Raw genomic sequence first — 16624 nt, forward strand, 5'->3', positions numbered from 1 at the left:
GCGCGTGAATCGCACCGTCAGCGTCGGGCGCCTGTTCGAGCGCCTCAAGGACCCGCTCGAGCTGGAACAGCTCGGCGGGGCCTTCGGGCATGAGCGCGACATCGTCAATTCCGACTTCTCGAGCCCCGGGCTTGCCATTGCCGGCTTCGTTGCGCGCTTCATGCACGAGCGGCCGCAGGTGTTTGGCGAGACGGAGATGACGTACCTCGCCTCGCTCGCCGAGGCGGACCGTGCGCGCCAGCTGCAACTCTTCTTCTCGTTTCCCATCCCCTGCGTCTTCGTGACCAAGGCGCTGGACGTGGTGGAGCCGCTGCTGGCCATTGCCGTCGCCGCGGGGGTCCCGGTCTTTCGCTCACCGCTCAAGACCAACGAGTTCTACCGGCGCGTGAAGCCGCTGGTGGAGGACATGTTCGCGCCGACGTCGACATTGCACGGGTCGCTGGCCGACGTGTACGGCGTGGGGCTCCTCTTCACGGGAGCGAGCGGTATCGGGAAGTCGGAGTGCGTGCTCGACCTCGTGGAGCGCGGGCACCGGCTGGTGGCCGACGACGTCGTCATTGCCAGGCGGCGCGGCAACGACATCCTCATCGGGAGCGGGCATCACCTGCAGCGGCACTTCATGGAGATCCGCGGCGTGGGGTTGATCGACGTGCCCAGCGTCTTCGGTATCAGGTCGGTGCGCCAACAGAAGCGCATCGAGGTCGTGGTGCAGCTCATGGAGTGGACCGAGGATGCGGTGGTGGAGCGCACGGGACTGGAAGGGGAGCTGACGACCATCCTTGGCGTCGAGCTGCCGCTCATCACGGTCTACCTCAATCCCGGGAAGAACATCACCGTGATTGCGGAGGTGATTGCCATGAACCATCTGCTGCGCTACGCCGGGATCAACCCGGCCGAAGCGTTCAACCAGCGCCTGATGGGGCACATGCAGCAGAAGTCCGCCGACCTGCGGCGCTACCTGATCCAGGACGATGAGTAGCGCCCCGGCGCCGCGTGCGATCGTGGCCGGCCACGGCGATTTTGCCGCGGGGATCGTGTCGGCGGTGGTGCAGATCACCGGGCGCGACGACGTGTTCGTGGCACTCTCCAACCGGGGGATGAGCGCCCAGGATGTGGAGCGCACGCTGCGGGAGCGCGTGGAGGCGCTGTCGCCCGACGGGGGGGCGGTGGCGGTCATCTTCACCGACCTGCCGGCGGGGAGCTGCACCATGGCCGCCCGCCGGCTGCAACGCGAGCGTCCCGGGCTGTCGGTGGTGACCGGGGTGAACCTGGCGGCGCTGCTGGAGTTCGTCTTCAGCGAGGCGGGCGATGCGGCCGCGGCGGCCGCGGAATCGGTGGAGAAGGGGCGCAAGGCACTCGCCGTGGCGGGTGGCGGCGCGCTGGGCGGGGGGTCGCGTGGCGCTTGAGCTCTATCGCATCGACGATCGCCTGATCCACGGGCAAGTCGTGGTCGGGTGGGGACAGCCGCTCGACCTGCGATTCATCGTGCTCGTGGACGAGGAAGTCGCGGCCAGTGATTGGGAGCAGGAGCTGTACCGCATGGGGGTCCCGCCGGAGATGGACGTCTACTTCGAATCGTTGGCCGACGCGGCGGCGCGACTCGCCGAGCACCAGGCCGACCCGCGAGCGGGATTGCTCCTGACGGGGGACATCGAGACCATGGCGCGCCTGGTGGAGGCGACGCGCGCGATTCCGTCGGTGAACCTGGGCGGGATCCACCACAAGACGGGGCGCGTGCAGCGCCTGCGCTACGTCTTTCTCTCCCCGGCAGAGGAGGCGGCGCTGCGCGAACTGTCGCGCAGCGGCGTCGAGGTCACGGCGCAGGACGTACCGGCCGCGCGCCCCCTCCCGCTGGACGAGGTCCTGGCCGGTGAGGGGAACCGATGAACCCCGTGGAGATCGGCGCGATCGCCCTCCTCGGCGCCGTGTTCGGGCTCGACGTCGTCTCCTTTCCGCAGGCGATGCTCTCGCGCCCGCTGGTGGCGGCGACGCTCACCGGGGCCTTTCTCGGGGCTCCGGAGGCGGGGCTCCTTCTTGGGGCGACGCTGGAGTGTTTTGCCCTGGAGTCGCTCCCGTTCGGTGCGTCGCGCTACCCGGAGTGGGGATCGTCGTCGGCCGTGGGCGGGGCGCTGGTCTCGCTCCCCGTGGCAAAGGGGGCAGGCGCACTGATGATCGCGGTGGTGGTGACGTTGTGCTGGGCCTGGCTGGGGGGGTGGTCCATGGTCCAGCTGCGACGCCTGAATGCGCGCTGGGCGCGGCAGCGGCACGAGGCGGTTGCCCGCGGCTCGCGGCGTACCGTGATCGGGTTGCAGCTGTACGGGATGAGCGCCGACCTGCTGCGCGGCGCGCTGATGACGGCGAGCGGGATCGCCATCGGGGCGCCGCTGATGCAGCTCGCCATCCCCCGCTGGCAGGTGCCGGAGACGCTGACGCGCAGCGTGCTGATGGTGCTGGCGGGGATCGTGGCCGCGTCGGCCACGCACAAGGTCTTCCACATCGTTCCCGGGGCACGCTGGTACATGCTGGGCGGATTGACGTTAGGCATGGCGCTCCTCGTGGTGCTGTCATGAGCGCGTCGCCGGCGGTCGCGCTTCCGCTGGGCACGCGCTCGGCCATCCTCCTGCGCATGCTGGCCATCCAGGGGGCGTGGAACTACGAGACGCTGGTGGGGAACGGGATCGGCTTCTGCGTCGAGCCGGCGCTGCGCCGCCTCCCGGGAGGGATGGGGGGGGAACCCTATCGCGCGGCGCTGGCGCGCCAGAGCCAGTACTTCAACGCCCACCCCTACCTGGCGGCGGTGGCCGTCGGCGCACTGGCGCGGGCCGAACTCGAGGGCGTCGATCCGGGAAAGATCGAGCGCTTCCGGACGGCGATGTGCGGGCCGCTGGGGAGCGTGGGCGATCGCCTGGTGTGGGCGTCCTGGCTCCCGTTGTGCGCGCTGATGGCGCTCGTGGCCTTTGCGTTTGGCCTGGGACCGGTGGGCACGGTGCTCGTCTTTCTGGTATCCTACAACATCGGACATGTCGCCCTCCGCGTGTGGGGGATCAACGTCGGGTGGCGGGAGGGGCTGCGGGTGGCCGGGGCGCTGGGGCACCCGGTCCTGCGCTACGGCCCGTTGCATCTGGCGAGGGCGGGCGCCCTCGTCGCGGGCGTGGCGCTCCCTCTCGTGGTCCATCGCCTCGTGGGCGGCGGACGGCTGGTCCAGGGGGAGATCCTCGCGGCGGTGCTGGTGGGAGGATTCGTCGTCACCCGGTTCCAGGGCCGCGTCGAAGCCTGGAAGTGGTCGTTAGGCGTGCTCGCGATCTTCGCCCTCTACTCGGTGCTCCGCTGATGGTCGAACGCTCCGTCGAGATCGTCAACAAGAACGGGATCCACGCGCGACCGGCGGCCGAGATCGTCAAGACGGCCGGCCGGTTCAAGAGCCACATCACCCTCTCGCGCGAGGACCTCGAGGTGAACGGCAAGAGCATCATGGGCGTCATGATGCTCGCCGCGGAGTGCGGCTCGCTGGTGCAACTCCGCGCCGACGGCCCGGACGCGCTGGAAGCCGTCGAGGCGCTGGCGATCCTCATCGCCGACAAGTTCGGCGAGCGCTGAGGAGCCGCACCACATGGACCGCGCCATCGTCGGCGTCTCCGCCTCGCCCGGAATCGTCCTCGGACCCGTCCACCTGCTGCGGTGGGAAGTCCCTGACGTGCCGCACCTCATCATCCCGGACGACGACGTCGACCAGGAGATTGCGCGCTTCCGCAGCGCCGTCGAGAAGGCCAAGGATCGACTCCGCGCCGTGCGCGACCGCGCCGAGCGCCACGCGGGGCCGGAAGAAGCCGCGATCTTCGAGGTGCAGATCCAGATCCTCGAGGACGGCGAGCTGGCGTCGCGCGTGTCGTCCTACATTCGGCAGAACCTCGGCGCCGAGAAGGCGTTCGACCTCGTCCTGCTGGAATGGCGACAGCAGTTCGCGCGCTCCTCGTCGGCCCTCATGCGCGAGCGCGTGGGCGACCTCACCGACGTGCACATTCGCGTCCTCTCGTTCCTGCTGGGCCTCCCCGACCACGACCCGGTGGACGTGCCCAAGGGAGCCAACGCGATCCTCGTCACGCACGACCTCACGCCGAGCCTCACGGTGCAGCTCGATCGCGAGGCCATTGCCGGGATCGCGACGGAGTCGGGCACGCGCACCTCGCACGTCGCCATCCTCGCCCGCTCGTTAGGGTTGCCGGCGGTGGTCGGGCTGCGCGATGCGGTGTCGCGCCTGCGCGGTGACGAGTACGTGGTGCTCGATGGCTCGAGCGGCATCCTCGTCGTGAATCCCAGCGCGGCGGAGATCGACACCTTCCGCAATCGCGCCCTGGCCGAGGCGCAGACCGAGGCTGAACTCCTCAAGGGGGCGGAGCTCGACGCCATCACGACCGATGGCGTGCGCGTCACCATCCGCGCCAACGTCGACCTTCCCGACGAAGCCGAACAGGCGGCGCACAGCGGGGCCGAAGGCGTGGGGCTCATGCGCACCGAGTTCCTCGTCGTGGGGCGCGCCGCGATGCCTGACGAGGAGGAGCAGTACCGGGCCTACACGCGCGTGGTGGAGGCGTTCGGCGGACGCCCCGTCGTCATCCGCACCTTCGACGTCGGCGGCGACAAGCTCCCCATCGGCGGCTTCCCGGCGGAACCCAATCCGTTTCTCGGCTGGCGCGCCATCCGCATGTGCCTGGACCAGCCGGAGCTGTTCAAGGTGCAGCTGCGGGCGCTGCTGCGCGCCGCGATGCACGGTGACGTGCGCATCATGCTCCCGCTTGTGGTCTCGATCGAGGAGGTGCGCGACGCGCGGCGCCTCCTGGACGAGAGCGCGGAGGAACTCGAGCGCCGCGGCGTCCCGTTCAAGCGCGGTGTCCCGCTGGGAATCATGGTCGAGACCCCGGCCGCCGTCATCGGCGCCGACGCCTTTGTCGAGGACGTGGCCTTCTTCTCGATCGGGACCAACGACCTGGTGCAGTACACGCTGGCCGTCGACCGCGGCAACGCCAACCTTGCCGGGCGTTTCACCCCGTTGCACCCGTCGGTGCTGCGGCTGGTCAAGCGCACCGTCGAGGTGGGGGCCGCGCACGGGCTCGATGTGTCGGTGTGCGGGGAGATGGCCTCGCAGCCATTGATGGCCTTTGCCCTCATCGGGCTCGGGTTGCGCACGCTGAGCGTGAACCCTCGCGCCGTCCCCCTCGTCAAGCGGATCGTCCGTGGGCTGAGCATCTCCTTCGCCACGGAGGCGGTGTCGGCCGCGCTCCAGTCGCGCTCCGCCGCGGAGGCCGAGCGGCAGCTGAAGTACCGCCTTCTGGCGGCGTTCGGCGACGCAGCCTTCCTTCGCGACAACGTCCTGTAGGCGCCCCGCCGCGGCAAACGCGGCGCCGGCCACCGTGCCACCCACCGCGCCAAACGCGGCGCCACCCACCGCGCCACACGCGGCGCCACCCACCGCGCCACTCGCCGGGTGACACGCTTCCGCCTGCGCGCGTCATGCGCATGGCATGGACGGTGCAACGGACGTTCCGTTGCTTCGCTCCAACGTGATCGGTTAATCTTGAACCCGACAGGTGGTCACTCGTTCGCCCCTGTCTCCCCTCCCAACGCCCAACCGCGCGAGCCTCTCCGTGGCCGAACGTCATCTCTTCACGTCCGAATCCGTTACCGAAGGGCATCCCGACAAGGTGGCCGATGCCATCTCCGACGCGGTGCTCGATGAGCTGCTCGCCAGCGATCCGCACTCCCGTGTCGCGTGCGAGACGATGGTGACGACCGGCCTCGCCACGATCTTCGGCGAGATCACGACCTCGGCCTGGGTCGACCTGCGCGAGGTCGTGCGCAGCACCATCAAGCGCATCGGCTACACCGAGGCCGGCATTGGCTTCGATGCCGACTCGTGCGGCGTGCTCAATGCCATCGGCCGCCAGTCGCGTGACATCGCGCAGGGCGTCGACACGGGCGGGGCCGGCGACCAGGGGATGATGTTCGGCTATGCGTGCGACGAGACGGCGGAACTCATGCCGCTCCCCATCACGCTGGCGCATCGCCTCACGCAGGCGCTGTCCGAGCGCCGCCGCGACGGTTCGCTCCCGTGGCTGCGCCCCGACGGCAAGTCGCAGGTGACGGTGCTGTACGAGGACGGACGCCCGGTCGAGGTGGAGACGGTCGTCATTTCCACGCAACACGCGGAGTCGGCGTCCAACCGCAAGATCCACGAGGGCGTCACGCAGGAGGTCATCGAGGCGGTGATCCCCGTCGAGCTGCGCGCCAAGCGGATGCGGAAGTACATCAACCCGACGGGGCGCTTCGTGATCGGCGGGCCGCACGGCGACGCCGGCCTCACCGGGCGCAAGATCATCGTCGATACGTACGGCGGCATGGGGCGACACGGCGGCGGCGCCTTCTCGGGAAAGGATCCGTCCAAGGTTGACCGCTCGGCGGCGTACGCGGCGCGCTGGGTGGCGAAGAACATCGTCGCCGCGAAGCTCGCCAGCCGCGTCGAGGTCCAACTCGCGTATGCCATTGGCGTCGCCGAGCCGGTCTCGATCATGGTCGATTCGTTCGGCACCGGGACCGTGGCCGACGCGAGGATCACGCAGGCCGTGCGCGATGTGTTCAAGCTCACGCCGCGCGACATCATGCACGCGCTCGACTTGCGAAAGCCCATCTATTCGCCCACTTCGGCCTACGGGCACTTCGGTCGCACGCCGGAGAAGGTGGGGAAGGGGAAGTCCGCCGCGACGACCTTCAGCTGGGAGCGCCTGGACAAGGTGAATGAGCTGAAGCGCGCGGTGAAGTAACTCACGGAGGGCGCATGAGCACGATGGTGGAGGTGAACGTCAATCGCCTCGGCTTGGACGGGAGCACCAACACGTACGTGGTCATCCTGCGCGAGACGGGGGGCGAGCGTGTCCTCCCGATCTGGATCGGTCAGGCCGAAGCGGAGTCGATCCTGCTCGAAATGAACCATGTGAAGAAGGACCGTCCCTTCACCCACGATCTGTGCAAGGCGCTGATCGTGGGGCTGGGGGGGGCGGTGCGTCGCATCCATGTCACGCGCGTGCAGAACGGGACGTACTTCGCCGAACTGCACATCGAGCGCGACGGTGAGGAGTACCGCATCGACGCGCGCCCGTCCGACAGCATCGCCATCGCGCTCCGCATCCCGGCGCCGGTGTACGTGGAAGAGTCGCTGCTCGTGCTCCCGGGCGATGAGTCGCGCGAGGATGATGAGGACGTGATCGTCCCCGAAGCGCCGCCGGCGCAGAGCACCGACGAGATGACGGCCGAGCAGCTCAAGCAGTACCTCTCCGGCTTGCGTCCGGAGGACTTCGGCAAGTTCCACCTCTGACCAGATCGGCGCGTGATGCAACGCTGGCGGGCGACGCGGTCGCGGTGGCGCGGGATGTCGCGTGAGATGTTGCGTGAGAAGTCGCGTGAGTTTGCGCCTGGCGGATTGCTGGTGACGTCGTGGTTGTGGTTGTTCATGCTGGTGTCGGCGGAGGGTTCGGCGGCGCAGCGGGCGCCAGTCGTGGCGCAGCAGGCGCCGGCGTTGCCGGCGCAACTGCCGGCGACACCTGCGCCGGCGGCACCTGCGCCCGGGCCGTTGCTCGTTCGCGGGACGGTGGTGCGGCAGACCATCGACGGGACGCGACCGGTGGTGCGCGAGCAGGTGACGCTGCATCGGGTGAGCGCGCAGGATGCGGGGGCGGTCGATTCGCTCGTGACCGATGCGCGCGGGAACTACGCGTTTCGCGTGGCGGCTCCCGAGGCGCAGTCGATGTACCTCGCGTCGGCGCGCTACGGCGGCATTGCCTACTTCTCGTCGCCGGTGCAGCCGGGGGCGCCGGCGAACGCGCCATCGGAGATCGTCGTCTTCGACACGACGTCGGCCGAGCTGCGCCTGCAGCTGCAAGGACGCCACGTGGTGGTATCGGCGCCCGACGCCGACGGCGTGCGGTCGGTGATCGATGTCCTCGAGATCTCCAACGACACCGTGCTGACGCGCGTGGCCGGTGGAGACAACCGGCCCACCTTCTCGGTGCTCCTGCCGGAACAGGCGCGCGAGGTGACGGCGTCGCAGGGGGACCTGGGCGCCGGTGGGGTGGAGTTTCGCGCTGGGCGGGCCGACATCTTCCTGCCGCTCGCCCCAGGGTTGCGGCAGGTCGTCGTCACCTACAAGCTGCCAGCGGCGGCGTACCCGGTGGCGATCCCGCTGGAGCGAACGGTCTCCGTGCTGGAGGTGCTGCTGGAGGAGAAGGGGGCCACCGCCGAGGGGGGCGGGCTGGTGAACAAGGGGGGCGTCACGGTCGATGGCAAGGCGTTCGAGCGGTACCTGGGGCAGAATGCCGGGGCCAGCGCCGTCGTCACCTTGCGCGCGCCGGGCGGGATCCGTGGCACCTCGCTCCCCGCGTGGTCGCTTCCCGTCGCACTGGGCGCCCTGACGTTAGGCATGATCGTCCTGCTCGTGCGCCGTGGCCCGTCGGCTGCAACCGTGCCGGTCACCCCGCCGACAGGCGCAACGCCGGCGGACGCGACGCGTGTCGCGGCGAGGGCGGTGGATGCGCGGCCGGCGCACACGCCACCGGGTGTCGCGGCGCAGGGCGCAGCGCTGCCAGGCGATGCGCGGCCCGGCGATGCGCTGCCAGGAGATGCGACGCCCGGCGATGCGCCGTCAGGAGAAGCGGTGACAGGCGATGCGGTGCCAGGCGATGCGGTGCCAGGCGATGCGCGGCCCGCTGACTCGGCGCCGGCGCTCGATGGCGTCACACGGCTGGCGCGGCACGTCGCGGCGGTCGACACACTGCTCGAGCATGGCACCGTGGCGTCGGAGACGGCGCGCGCCGAGCTCGTGGCGTATCGCGATTCGCTGCGCGTCGAACTCGTCGCCGCGCTTGCGCGCCGGAGCGGTCGCCGATAGGTTCGCTTCACAACTGAATTGCGGACGGCGGAGACGGAAACCGGTACCATGCCGGTGCGGCCCCGCCACTGTATCGGGCGAACACACGTCCATTCTGCGCGCCACTGACTTCGGTCGGGAAGGCGAATGGACGGCCCGGAGCCAGGAGACGACCGTCGTCCGTGCCACACACATTGAGTCCTCGGGGGAGGGCTCGTGGGGCACGGCACACCAACCGGCGTGCGTGCGTTCGCGGGCAATCCCCACTACCTCGGGTGCGGATGTCCGCGTTGTTCTTTCAGCCAGCGTCGATCGTGCGTGCGGTCACCACCGTCGTGGTGGCCGCCGCGACCGCGAGCCTGATGCTGGTCGCGGGTTGCACGCCGCGCGAATCGAGCGCATCGCGCGAGCCGCATGAGCGCCAGGAGTCGCGCCCCAGCGCTCGCGCCGCGGTCGATTCGCTTGGCGCCGCCGATGGGCTTGGCGCGGACGACTACGGCGCGCCCATCGATGCGTCGCGCGCGGCACGGCGCATCGTCTCGCTCAACCCGACCACGACGGAGATCCTCTTCGCGCTCGGTGCGGGGAGGCAGGTGGTGGGGCGCTCCCGATGGGACCAATGGCCCGTGGAGGCGCGCACCCTTCCTGAGTTAGGGGACGCGATTCGCCCGAGCGTGGAGCGGGTGCTCGCCGCCACTCCGGACCTCGTCGTGCTGTACGCCAGCGGTGACAACCGCGCCGCAGCGTCCGCGCTCGCCGCGGCCGGGGTGCGCGTGGTGGCGTTGCGCGTGGACCGCATCGCCGACTTCGAGCGCTGCGTGCGCGTGCTGGGGGCGGTGAGCGGACATGCCGACGCGGCGCGGTTGGCGATCGACAGCGTGACGCGTTCGCTCGAGTCGGTCCGCACGGCCATGCGCGGTTTGACGCGCGTGAGCGTCTTCCTGCACGTCTGGGCCAACCCGCTCATGGCCATCGGTGGCGGAAGCTTCATGTCCGAGCTGGTCGAGATTGCCGGTGGGCGCAACGTGTATGGCGAGATGGCCGAGCCGTCGCCGCAGGTGAGTTTCGAGGATCTGCTGCGACGCGACCCGGACGCGATCCTTGCCGGACCGCTCGAGGTTGCGCGCCTCACGCGTGACCCGCGCTGGAGGGCGTTGCGCGCCGTGCGCGAGGGACGCGTGCTGGCGTACGACACGTCGCTCGTGGCGCGCGCGTCGATGCGGCTGGGCGAGGGGGCGCGATCGCTGGCGACGCTCCTCCATCCGTCGGCACGGGTGCCCTGATGCGGCGCGCCTGGATTCCGCTGCTGGCGGTCGTGCTGGCGCTTGCGGCGCTGGCCGCGCTCATGGCCGGCGCCGCGCGCATTGCACCTGGCGACGTGATCGCCGCCTTGCTGGGTGGGCCGGGCAACTCGACCGAAGCGACGATCGTTCGCGCCGTGCGCCTGCCGCGCGTGGTGCTGGCCCTCCTCGTGGGGGGGGCACTGGGGATGAGCGGCACGGTGCTGCAGGGCACGCTCCGCAACGCGCTGGCGGAGCCGTATCTCCTCGGCGTCTCGGGTGGTGCGGCGGTGGGTGCGGTCCTGGCGGTGGCGTCTGGGGTGGGTGCTCCATCGCTCATCGCCCTTGCCGCGTTTGCCGGGGCGCTCGCGGCGGTGACCGGCGTGCTGGCCATCGCGCAGGCGGCGGGGGCTCGTAGCGACACGCGCGTGCTCCTCATGTCCGGCGTGGTGATGGGCGCCTTTGCCAACGCGACCATCATGGTGGTGATGGCCACCGCGGCCCCGGATGTCACGCGCAACGCGCTGTGGTGGATGATGGGGTCGGTGGCCGCGGCCACGTGGCGCGACGCGGCGCTGCTGTCGACCATGTGCCTCCTCGTGGGGGCCGCGCTCCTGCATCGGGCGCGTTGGCTCGATGTCCTGGCCCTGGGCGACGACAGCGCCGAGTCGTTAGGCATCGACACGGAGGGGGCGGGGCGCTTCTTCTTCCTCCTCGCCTCGATCCTCGCCGCGGCGACGGTCGCCGTGGCCGGACTGGTTGGCTTCGTCGGCCTGATGGTCCCGCACCTGGCCCGCTCGCTGGTGGGGGCGCGTGCCCGCCCGGTACTCATCGCCTCGGCGCTGTGTGGGGCAATCCTCGTCGTCGCGGCCGACGTGGCCGCGCGCACCGTGCGCGCCCCTGCCGAGTTGCCGTTAGGCGCCGTGACCGCGCTGCTGGGCGTCCCGTTCTTCCTCTGGCGGCTGCGGGGCGCGCGATGATTGCCTTCGACGCCGTGCGGGTGCGCTACCCGGGGAGCGATCGCGATGCGCTGGACGGTGTGTCGTTCGGGGTGCCAGCGGGTGCGGTGACCGCCGTCGTCGGCCCCAACGGGAGCGGGAAGAGCACGCTCGTCCGCGCGCTGCTGGGTCGCGTTCCGCTCGTGGGCGGGGCGGTGGTCGTCGATGGACAGACGGCCCACACGCTCGCAAGGGGCGACCGGGCGCGCCGGGTTGCGGTGGTATCGCAGCGGGAGGAACCTGCGTTCCCGCTCCGGGTGCGCGACTACGTCGCCCTCGGTCGATTTCCATGGCAGGGCACCTGGTCGCCCGACACGGTGGACGATCGTCGCGCGGTGGATCGTGCCCTGGAGGCGGCCGCGGTGGCCGCACTCGCCGATCGGCAGACCGATGCGCTTTCCGGTGGCGAGTGGCAGCGGGTGCGCGTGGCTCGCGCGCTGGCGCAGGGCGCGGGGACCGTCGTCCTCGACGAGCCCACGACCTTCCTCGATATCGCACACGAGATGGCCTGCTTCGAGCTGTTTGTCGCGCTCGCGCACGCCGGCAAGTGCGTCCTCGTCATCAGTCACCAGCTCAACCTCGTCGCGCGCTTCGCCGACCGGGTCGTCCTCGTGTCGCGCGGCGCGGTGGTCGCCGAAGGGGTGCCCGGCGACGTGATGCGCGGCGAGACGCTCGAACGCGTCTACGAGTGGCCACTCGTGGTCTCGCGTGACCCGGCGGTCGGTGCACCGACGCTGGTCCCCCTTCGCAAGCGACATCCCGTCCTTCCCTAACGCTGCCGTACCCCATGCCTCCACGAGTCACGCCCCGCTGCATTGTGCGGTTGGCCATTCTTGCGATCGGGGCGCCTGTCGTCGCCCCGGCGGCGCAGCACCCCGCCACGGCGCGCGATACCACGCGCCTTGCGTCGGTCGTCATCACTGCCGATCGCATCGCGCGGCCGCTCGCCGCGACCACATCCGCCGTCACGGTGCTCGACGGCGCGGCGCTGCGCGCCGCGGGAGTGACGCACCTGGCCGATGCCCTGCGTACGGTGCCCGGCCTTGCCCTGGCACGCAGCGGGTCCAACGGTGCGCAGACGTCGCTCTTTCTGCGCGGCGGCGAGAGCGACTACGTCCGGCTCCTGGTGGATGGCGTTCCCATGAACGATCCCGGCGGTGCGCTCGACCTGGGCGCGCTGACGCTCGACAACGTGGAGCGGATCGAAGTGGTGCGCGGCCCCACGAGCGTGCTGTACGGGAGCGACGCGGTGACCGGCGTCATCCAGCTCTTCACCCGTCAGGCACAACAACGGCTGGAGTCGTCGCTGGCCGTGCGGACCGGGACGTACGGCACGCGCGTGGCCGAGGCGACCGTCGGCGCGCGGGGCGCCACCGGCGGGGCAACGCTTGGCTACGCGCATCATGCATCCCAGGGGATGTTGGCCTTCAACAATGCGTACCGCAACGACGTGCTGACGGCGCGCGGCGACGCGATCGTGGGGGGCATGCGCTCGCAACTCACCCTTCGCCACGGCGACAACAGCTTCGAGTATCCGACCGATGGGGCGGGGCAGGTGGTGGATCGCAACGCGATGCGCGGTGAACGCCGCTTTTCGGCGTTTGCGGAGCTGTCGCGCGCCCTTGGTGACTGGGCGGAGGCGGCGGTGGCGCTCAACGCACTCGAGCTGCATGGGCGTACCTCCGACCTCCCCGACGACCGGGGCGACACGCTGGGCTTCTACTCCTACCAATCGTTAGGAGCTGTTCGGCGCCGCGGGGCGGAGGCGCGGCTGCACGTGCGCCCGGCGGCGGGGCAGAACGTGGTTCTCGCTCTCGAGTACGGCGCGGAGCGACAGCGCAGTGCCGACTCCTCCAACTACGACATGGCGCTCAATCGCTTTGCCGCGTCGCGCATCACGCGCTCGGCCATGCTGCAATGGATTGGTGAGATCGGACGGACGTCGGTGTCGGTGGGTGGACGGTATGACGACAACGACACCTACGGCGCGTTCCGAACCGGGCGTGCGTCGGTGGCGACGCGCCTGTGGCGTGGGGCGCGGCTGCGTGCCGCGCTGGGCACGTCGTTCAAGGCCCCCACCTTCCTCGAGACCTTCTCCAGTGCCTTCTCGGTGGGGAACGACGCCCTAAGGCCGGAGCGTGCCCGCGCCTGGGAGGGTGGGCTCGACCAGTCGTTCGCCGGCGAGCGGTGGCGCCTCGCGCTGACATTCTTCGATCAGCGCTTTCGCGACCTGATCCAGTACACCTGGATCTCGCCCACGGCGCCCAACTACTTCAACGTCGCGGCCGCATCGTCACGAGGGATCGAGGCTGAAGTGCGCGGCGAGGCGGCGCCCGGCATGACCGTGTGGGGCAATGCGACCGCACTGCGCACGCGCGTCGATGATGCCGGTTTCCAGACGGGCGCCGGCGCCACCTTCGTGCAGGGCGGGCGACTGCTGCGGCGCCCCCCGCTCACGATCGCCGCGGGGACGCAGCTGCAACGCATTTCGCGCACGCGGCTCGATCTCTCGATCACGCGCGTGGCGGCGCGCGACGACCGCGACTTCGCGGCATTCCCGGCCGCTCCCGTGGAACTTGACGCGTACACCCGTGTCGACGTGGGCGGGGAGTACAAACTCGCGGCCGGTGACGGCTTCTGGCGCACGTCCGCGCTCACCGTCCGCGTCGACAATGCGCTTGGTGCGCGCTACGAGGAGATTGCCAACTTCCGGGCGCCTGGGCGGGTGCTGGTCGTGGGAGTGCGCCTCGGCACCATGCGCTGAGTCGCTTCGCGCCGGCTATCTTGCGGCATGCCGCTGGTGACGACCGACGCGGTGGTCCTCCACGCGTTCGACTACCTCGAGAACTCCCGCATCCTCAAGCTCGCCACGCGCGACGCCGGCCTGCAGTCGGTCGTGGCGCGCGGGGCGCGCGCATCGCAGAAGCGCTTCGGGGCGGGACTCGACCTCTTTGCCAGCGGCGTGGTGCAGATCCAGTCGCGCGCCGGGCGCGAGCTGCAGCAGCTCGCCGGCTTCGACCTCGTGCGTGCCCGCGTGGCGCTGGCGCAGGACCTGGAGCGCTTCACGGCGGCGTCGGCGCTCACCGAGCTGGTGCTGCGCTTTGCCGGTGACGACCAGGGCGGGGAACTCTTCGACGCGCTGGTGGGCGCGCTGGATGCGCTGAGTGAGGCGCCGGCGGGGACGGCATGCGACGTGGGGCTGGCGGGGGCGTGGCGCCTCGTCGCCGCGTTAGGCTTCGCCCCGGCCATCGACAGCTGCTGCCGCTGTCACGCGGCAATCGACCCGCTCGCCGGCGCCTCGTTCAGCCACGCCGCGGGCGGCGCGGCGTGCGCCGCCTGTGCACCACAGCTCCCGCGCGGTCGCTCGCTCCCGGTGGCGGCGCGCGATGCGCTTCGCGCGTGGACCGCCGGGCGAGCCGCCGCACTCGTCGATCCCCCGGAGCGGCGCGCGCACCAGCGTCTCCTGCGCGAATTCCTGGAGTATCACCTGGCCGACGGCCGCGCGCTGCGCGCCTTTGGGGCGTGGGAGCGCGGCGCGATTACCGGGGCCACCCGGGCGCCCGACGGGGTGGCGCCGTGATCATCGGCACCGCCGGCCACATCGACCACGGCAAGACGTCGTTGGTCCGCGCCCTCACCGGCGTCGACACCGATCGCCTGGCCGAGGAGAAGCGACGCGGTATCACCATCGAGTTGGGCTTCGCGCCGTTGGAGCTCGATGGCGTCGGGACGGTCGGGATCGTCGACGTTCCCGGGCACGAGGCATTCATCCGCACCATGCTCGCCGGCGCCACCGGCGTCGACCTCGCCCTGCTCGTCGTTGCGGCTGACGAAGGTGTCATGCCGCAGACGCGGGAGCACCTGGCCATCCTCTCCTTGCTGGGCGTGCGGGGCGGGGTCGTGGCCCTCACCAAGCGCGACACCGTCGACGACGAGTGGGCCGCCCTCGTGCGTGAGGACGTGCGCGAGGCGCTGCGCGCGTCGCCGCTCGCCGACGCGCCGATCGTCGAGACGTCTGTCGTCTCCGGAGCGGGGGTCGAGGCGCTGCGTAACCTCCTTGCCCGGCAGCTCCTCGAGCTCCCTCAGCGCATCGCCCGGGATCTCTTCCGCATGCCGATCGACCGCGCCTTCACCGTGAAGGGGACGGGAACCGTCGTCACCGGGACGGTGTGGAGCGGTCGCGCCTCGGTCGAGACGCCGCTCCGTCTCTTCCCGCTCGATCGTGCGGTGCGCGCACGCGGGGTGCAGCGGCATGGGAGCGCCACGGCGGAGCTCCGTGCCGGCACGCGCGGGGCGATCGCGTTGGCGGGAGTCGCCCTGGGCGATGTGTCGCGGGGGGGGCTCCTCGTGGAGGAGGGGGGATGGGTGCCCTCTCGTGTGCTCCGCGCCGACGTGGCGCTGCTGGACTCGGAGGAACACTCCCTGCGCCCGCGTGAGTGGGTGCGGCTCCATCTGGGGACCAGCGAGCTGGGGGCGCGCGTCGTGGTCGCGGGAGGGGCGCTGGGGCCCGGCGCCACGCGGGGCGCGCGCCTCGTCCTCGATGCGCCCATCGTGGCGCGCGCCGGCGACCGGTTCGTCCTGCGCCTGGCGTCGGAGTCGCGCACCATGGGCGGAGGGATCGTGACCGACCCATCGCCCGTCCATCGTCGGGCGCGCCCCTGGGCGCCGCAACTCTCAGCGGGCGAGCGCCTGCGCCTCATGTTGCACGAGGGGGGAGAGCGGGGGCTCGCCGTGGCCACCCTGCCCGTGCGCCTTGGGATCGCCCCGGGAGAGGTCGCCCCCCTCCTGGCGGCGTCGGGCGACTGGTTGGTCGAGACATCGGGACAGCTCTTTGGGCGCGACGTCATCGATGCGCTGGGAGCCTGGATGGCGCAGGGGGTGCGCGACTTTCACGCCACGCACTCGCTCGAGGCGTGGATGCCATTGGCAACCCTTCGCGCCGCCGTCGTGTCCGAGCATGAGGCGTTCGACGTGGCGTTGGCTGGTGCGGTTCGTTCCGGGCGGCTGGAGGTAGGGCAGGGCGGGGTGCGGTCGCCGGGGTGGGAGCCGGTGCTGGACCAGGCACGGATGCGCGAACGGGAGTGGCTGGTCACTCGGCTTGGCGCGTCGGGGAGTGAGCCGCCCTCGGTGTCGGAACTGAGGAGCGAGCGCGACGGCAACGATCCGGTCCCGCTGCTGCGTATGCTGGAAAAGGAGCGGCTCGTCGTCCAGGTGGAGCCGGATCGCTTCTACTGGGCTGGGGCGCTGGACGCTTTGGTGGAGCGACTGCGACGCGGGATGGAGCCCGGGAAGGTCTACGGCCCGTCCGAACTGAGGGATTTTCTCGGGACGTCGCGGAAGTACCTCATCCCGTTGCTCGAGTACTGTGACCGGCAGCGCATCACGGAACGGCGGAGCGAGGGTAGGGTATTGGCCGGCTGAGTGCGGGTTCA

General features: G+C 70.8%; 16 protein-coding genes and 1 riboswitch. All 16 genes read left to right on the plus strand.

Annotated elements, in window-relative coordinates:
* The first annotated feature begins 4 nt into the window (after nt 1-4).
* The 16 genes from hprK (at nt 5) to selB (ending at nt 16613) form a co-directional block, all read left to right on the plus strand.
* Nucleotides 5-979 carry an HPr(Ser) kinase/phosphatase gene (gene hprK / locus IT359_06350; protein MCC6928599.1) on the plus strand — a complete coding sequence of 325 codons (975 nt, stop codon included), beginning with the start codon at nt 5-7 and terminating at the stop codon, nt 977-979.
* Nucleotides 972-1406: a hypothetical protein gene (locus IT359_06355; GenBank protein ID MCC6928600.1), complete on the plus strand. Its 435-nt coding sequence runs from the start codon at nt 972-974 to the stop codon at nt 1404-1406. Before hprK ends, IT359_06355 begins: the two co-directional genes overlap by 8 nt.
* Nucleotides 1396-1887 (plus strand): PTS sugar transporter subunit IIB, encoded by a 492-nt coding sequence (locus tag IT359_06360; protein MCC6928601.1) that lies wholly within the window; start codon nt 1396-1398, stop codon nt 1885-1887. The genes IT359_06355 and IT359_06360 overlap by 11 nt, the downstream gene beginning before the upstream one ends.
* Nucleotides 1884-2570 (plus strand): PTS sugar transporter subunit IIC, encoded by a 687-nt coding sequence (locus IT359_06365; protein MCC6928602.1) that lies wholly within the window; start codon nt 1884-1886, stop codon nt 2568-2570. Before IT359_06360 ends, IT359_06365 begins: the two co-directional genes overlap by 4 nt.
* Nucleotides 2567-3331 (plus strand): PTS system mannose/fructose/sorbose family transporter subunit IID, encoded by a 765-nt coding sequence (locus IT359_06370; GenBank protein MCC6928603.1) that lies wholly within the window; start codon nt 2567-2569, stop codon nt 3329-3331. Before IT359_06365 ends, IT359_06370 begins: the two co-directional genes overlap by 4 nt.
* Nucleotides 3331-3597 (plus strand): HPr family phosphocarrier protein, encoded by a 267-nt coding sequence (locus IT359_06375; GenBank protein MCC6928604.1) that lies wholly within the window; start codon nt 3331-3333, stop codon nt 3595-3597. The genes IT359_06370 and IT359_06375 overlap by 1 nt, the downstream gene beginning before the upstream one ends.
* Nucleotides 3598-3610: 13 nt before the next feature.
* Nucleotides 3611-5374, plus strand: coding sequence for a phosphoenolpyruvate--protein phosphotransferase (gene ptsP / locus IT359_06380; GenBank protein MCC6928605.1), 1764 nt, complete (start codon nt 3611-3613; stop codon nt 5372-5374).
* A gap of 268 nt (nt 5375-5642) precedes the next feature.
* Nucleotides 5643-6815: a methionine adenosyltransferase gene (locus IT359_06385; protein ID MCC6928606.1), complete on the plus strand. Its 1173-nt coding sequence runs from the start codon at nt 5643-5645 to the stop codon at nt 6813-6815.
* 14 nt (nt 6816-6829) lie between these two features.
* Nucleotides 6830-7366, plus strand: a complete 537-nt coding sequence (locus tag IT359_06390) for a bifunctional nuclease family protein (protein MCC6928607.1) — start codon at nt 6830-6832, stop codon at nt 7364-7366.
* A gap of 12 nt (nt 7367-7378) precedes the next feature.
* Nucleotides 7379-8935, plus strand: a complete 1557-nt coding sequence (locus IT359_06395) for a hypothetical protein (GenBank protein ID MCC6928608.1) — start codon at nt 7379-7381, stop codon at nt 8933-8935.
* A gap of 35 nt (nt 8936-8970) precedes the next feature.
* A riboswitch (cobalamin riboswitch) is annotated at nt 8971-9085 on the plus strand.
* A gap of 110 nt (nt 9086-9195) precedes the next feature.
* Nucleotides 9196-10197 (plus strand): ABC transporter substrate-binding protein, encoded by a 1002-nt coding sequence (locus tag IT359_06400; protein ID MCC6928609.1) that lies wholly within the window; start codon nt 9196-9198, stop codon nt 10195-10197.
* Nucleotides 10197-11174 carry an iron ABC transporter permease gene (locus IT359_06405; protein MCC6928610.1) on the plus strand — a complete coding sequence of 326 codons (978 nt, stop codon included), beginning with the start codon at nt 10197-10199 and terminating at the stop codon, nt 11172-11174. Before IT359_06400 ends, IT359_06405 begins: the two co-directional genes overlap by 1 nt.
* A complete protein-coding gene (locus tag IT359_06410) occupies nt 11171-11965 on the plus strand; it encodes an ABC transporter ATP-binding protein (protein ID MCC6928611.1) in 795 nt (264 codons plus the stop codon). Before IT359_06405 ends, IT359_06410 begins: the two co-directional genes overlap by 4 nt.
* A 14-nt stretch (nt 11966-11979) precedes the next feature.
* Entirely contained in the window at nt 11980-13956 is a 1977-nt protein-coding gene (locus tag IT359_06415) for a TonB-dependent receptor (protein MCC6928612.1), read from the plus strand.
* Nucleotides 13957-13983: 27 nt separating this feature from the next.
* Nucleotides 13984-14772, plus strand: a complete 789-nt coding sequence (recO, locus tag IT359_06420) for a DNA repair protein RecO (protein ID MCC6928613.1) — start codon at nt 13984-13986, stop codon at nt 14770-14772.
* The gene (selB, locus tag IT359_06425; protein MCC6928614.1) at nt 14769-16613 is read left to right on the plus strand and encodes a selenocysteine-specific translation elongation factor; all 1845 of its coding nucleotides are present in this window, start codon (nt 14769-14771) and stop codon (nt 16611-16613) included. Before recO ends, selB begins: the two co-directional genes overlap by 4 nt.
* Nucleotides 16614-16624 lie beyond the last annotated feature (11 nt).

It is taken from the genome of Gemmatimonadaceae bacterium, from assembly GCA_020852815.1.
In the GTDB taxonomy this organism is placed as follows: domain Bacteria; phylum Gemmatimonadota; class Gemmatimonadetes; order Gemmatimonadales; family Gemmatimonadaceae; genus SCN-70-22.

What these genes read in the sequence shown, in the direction of transcription:
- IT359_06365 (MCC6928602.1), top strand. Translation starts at nt 1,884, where the DNA reads ATGAACCCCGTGGAGATCGGCGCGATCGCCCTCCTCGGCGCCGTGTTC.
- IT359_06370 (MCC6928603.1), top strand. Translation starts at nt 2,567, where the DNA reads ATGAGCGCGTCGCCGGCGGTCGCGCTTCCGCTGGGCACGCGCTCGGCC.
- IT359_06415 (MCC6928612.1), top strand. Translation starts at nt 11,980, where the DNA reads ATGCCTCCACGAGTCACGCCCCGCTGCATTGTGCGGTTGGCCATTCTT.
- recO (MCC6928613.1), top strand. Translation starts at nt 13,984, where the DNA reads ATGCCGCTGGTGACGACCGACGCGGTGGTCCTCCACGCGTTCGACTAC.
- IT359_06410 (MCC6928611.1), top strand. Translation starts at nt 11,171, where the DNA reads ATGATTGCCTTCGACGCCGTGCGGGTGCGCTACCCGGGGAGCGATCGC.
- IT359_06400 (MCC6928609.1), top strand. Translation starts at nt 9,196, where the DNA reads ATGTCCGCGTTGTTCTTTCAGCCAGCGTCGATCGTGCGTGCGGTCACC.
- IT359_06355 (MCC6928600.1), top strand. Translation starts at nt 972, where the DNA reads ATGAGTAGCGCCCCGGCGCCGCGTGCGATCGTGGCCGGCCACGGCGAT.
- IT359_06405 (MCC6928610.1), top strand. Translation starts at nt 10,197, where the DNA reads ATGCGGCGCGCCTGGATTCCGCTGCTGGCGGTCGTGCTGGCGCTTGCG.
- IT359_06390 (MCC6928607.1), top strand. Translation starts at nt 6,830, where the DNA reads ATGAGCACGATGGTGGAGGTGAACGTCAATCGCCTCGGCTTGGACGGG.
- ptsP (MCC6928605.1), top strand. Translation starts at nt 3,611, where the DNA reads ATGGACCGCGCCATCGTCGGCGTCTCCGCCTCGCCCGGAATCGTCCTC.
- IT359_06375 (MCC6928604.1), top strand. Translation starts at nt 3,331, where the DNA reads ATGGTCGAACGCTCCGTCGAGATCGTCAACAAGAACGGGATCCACGCG.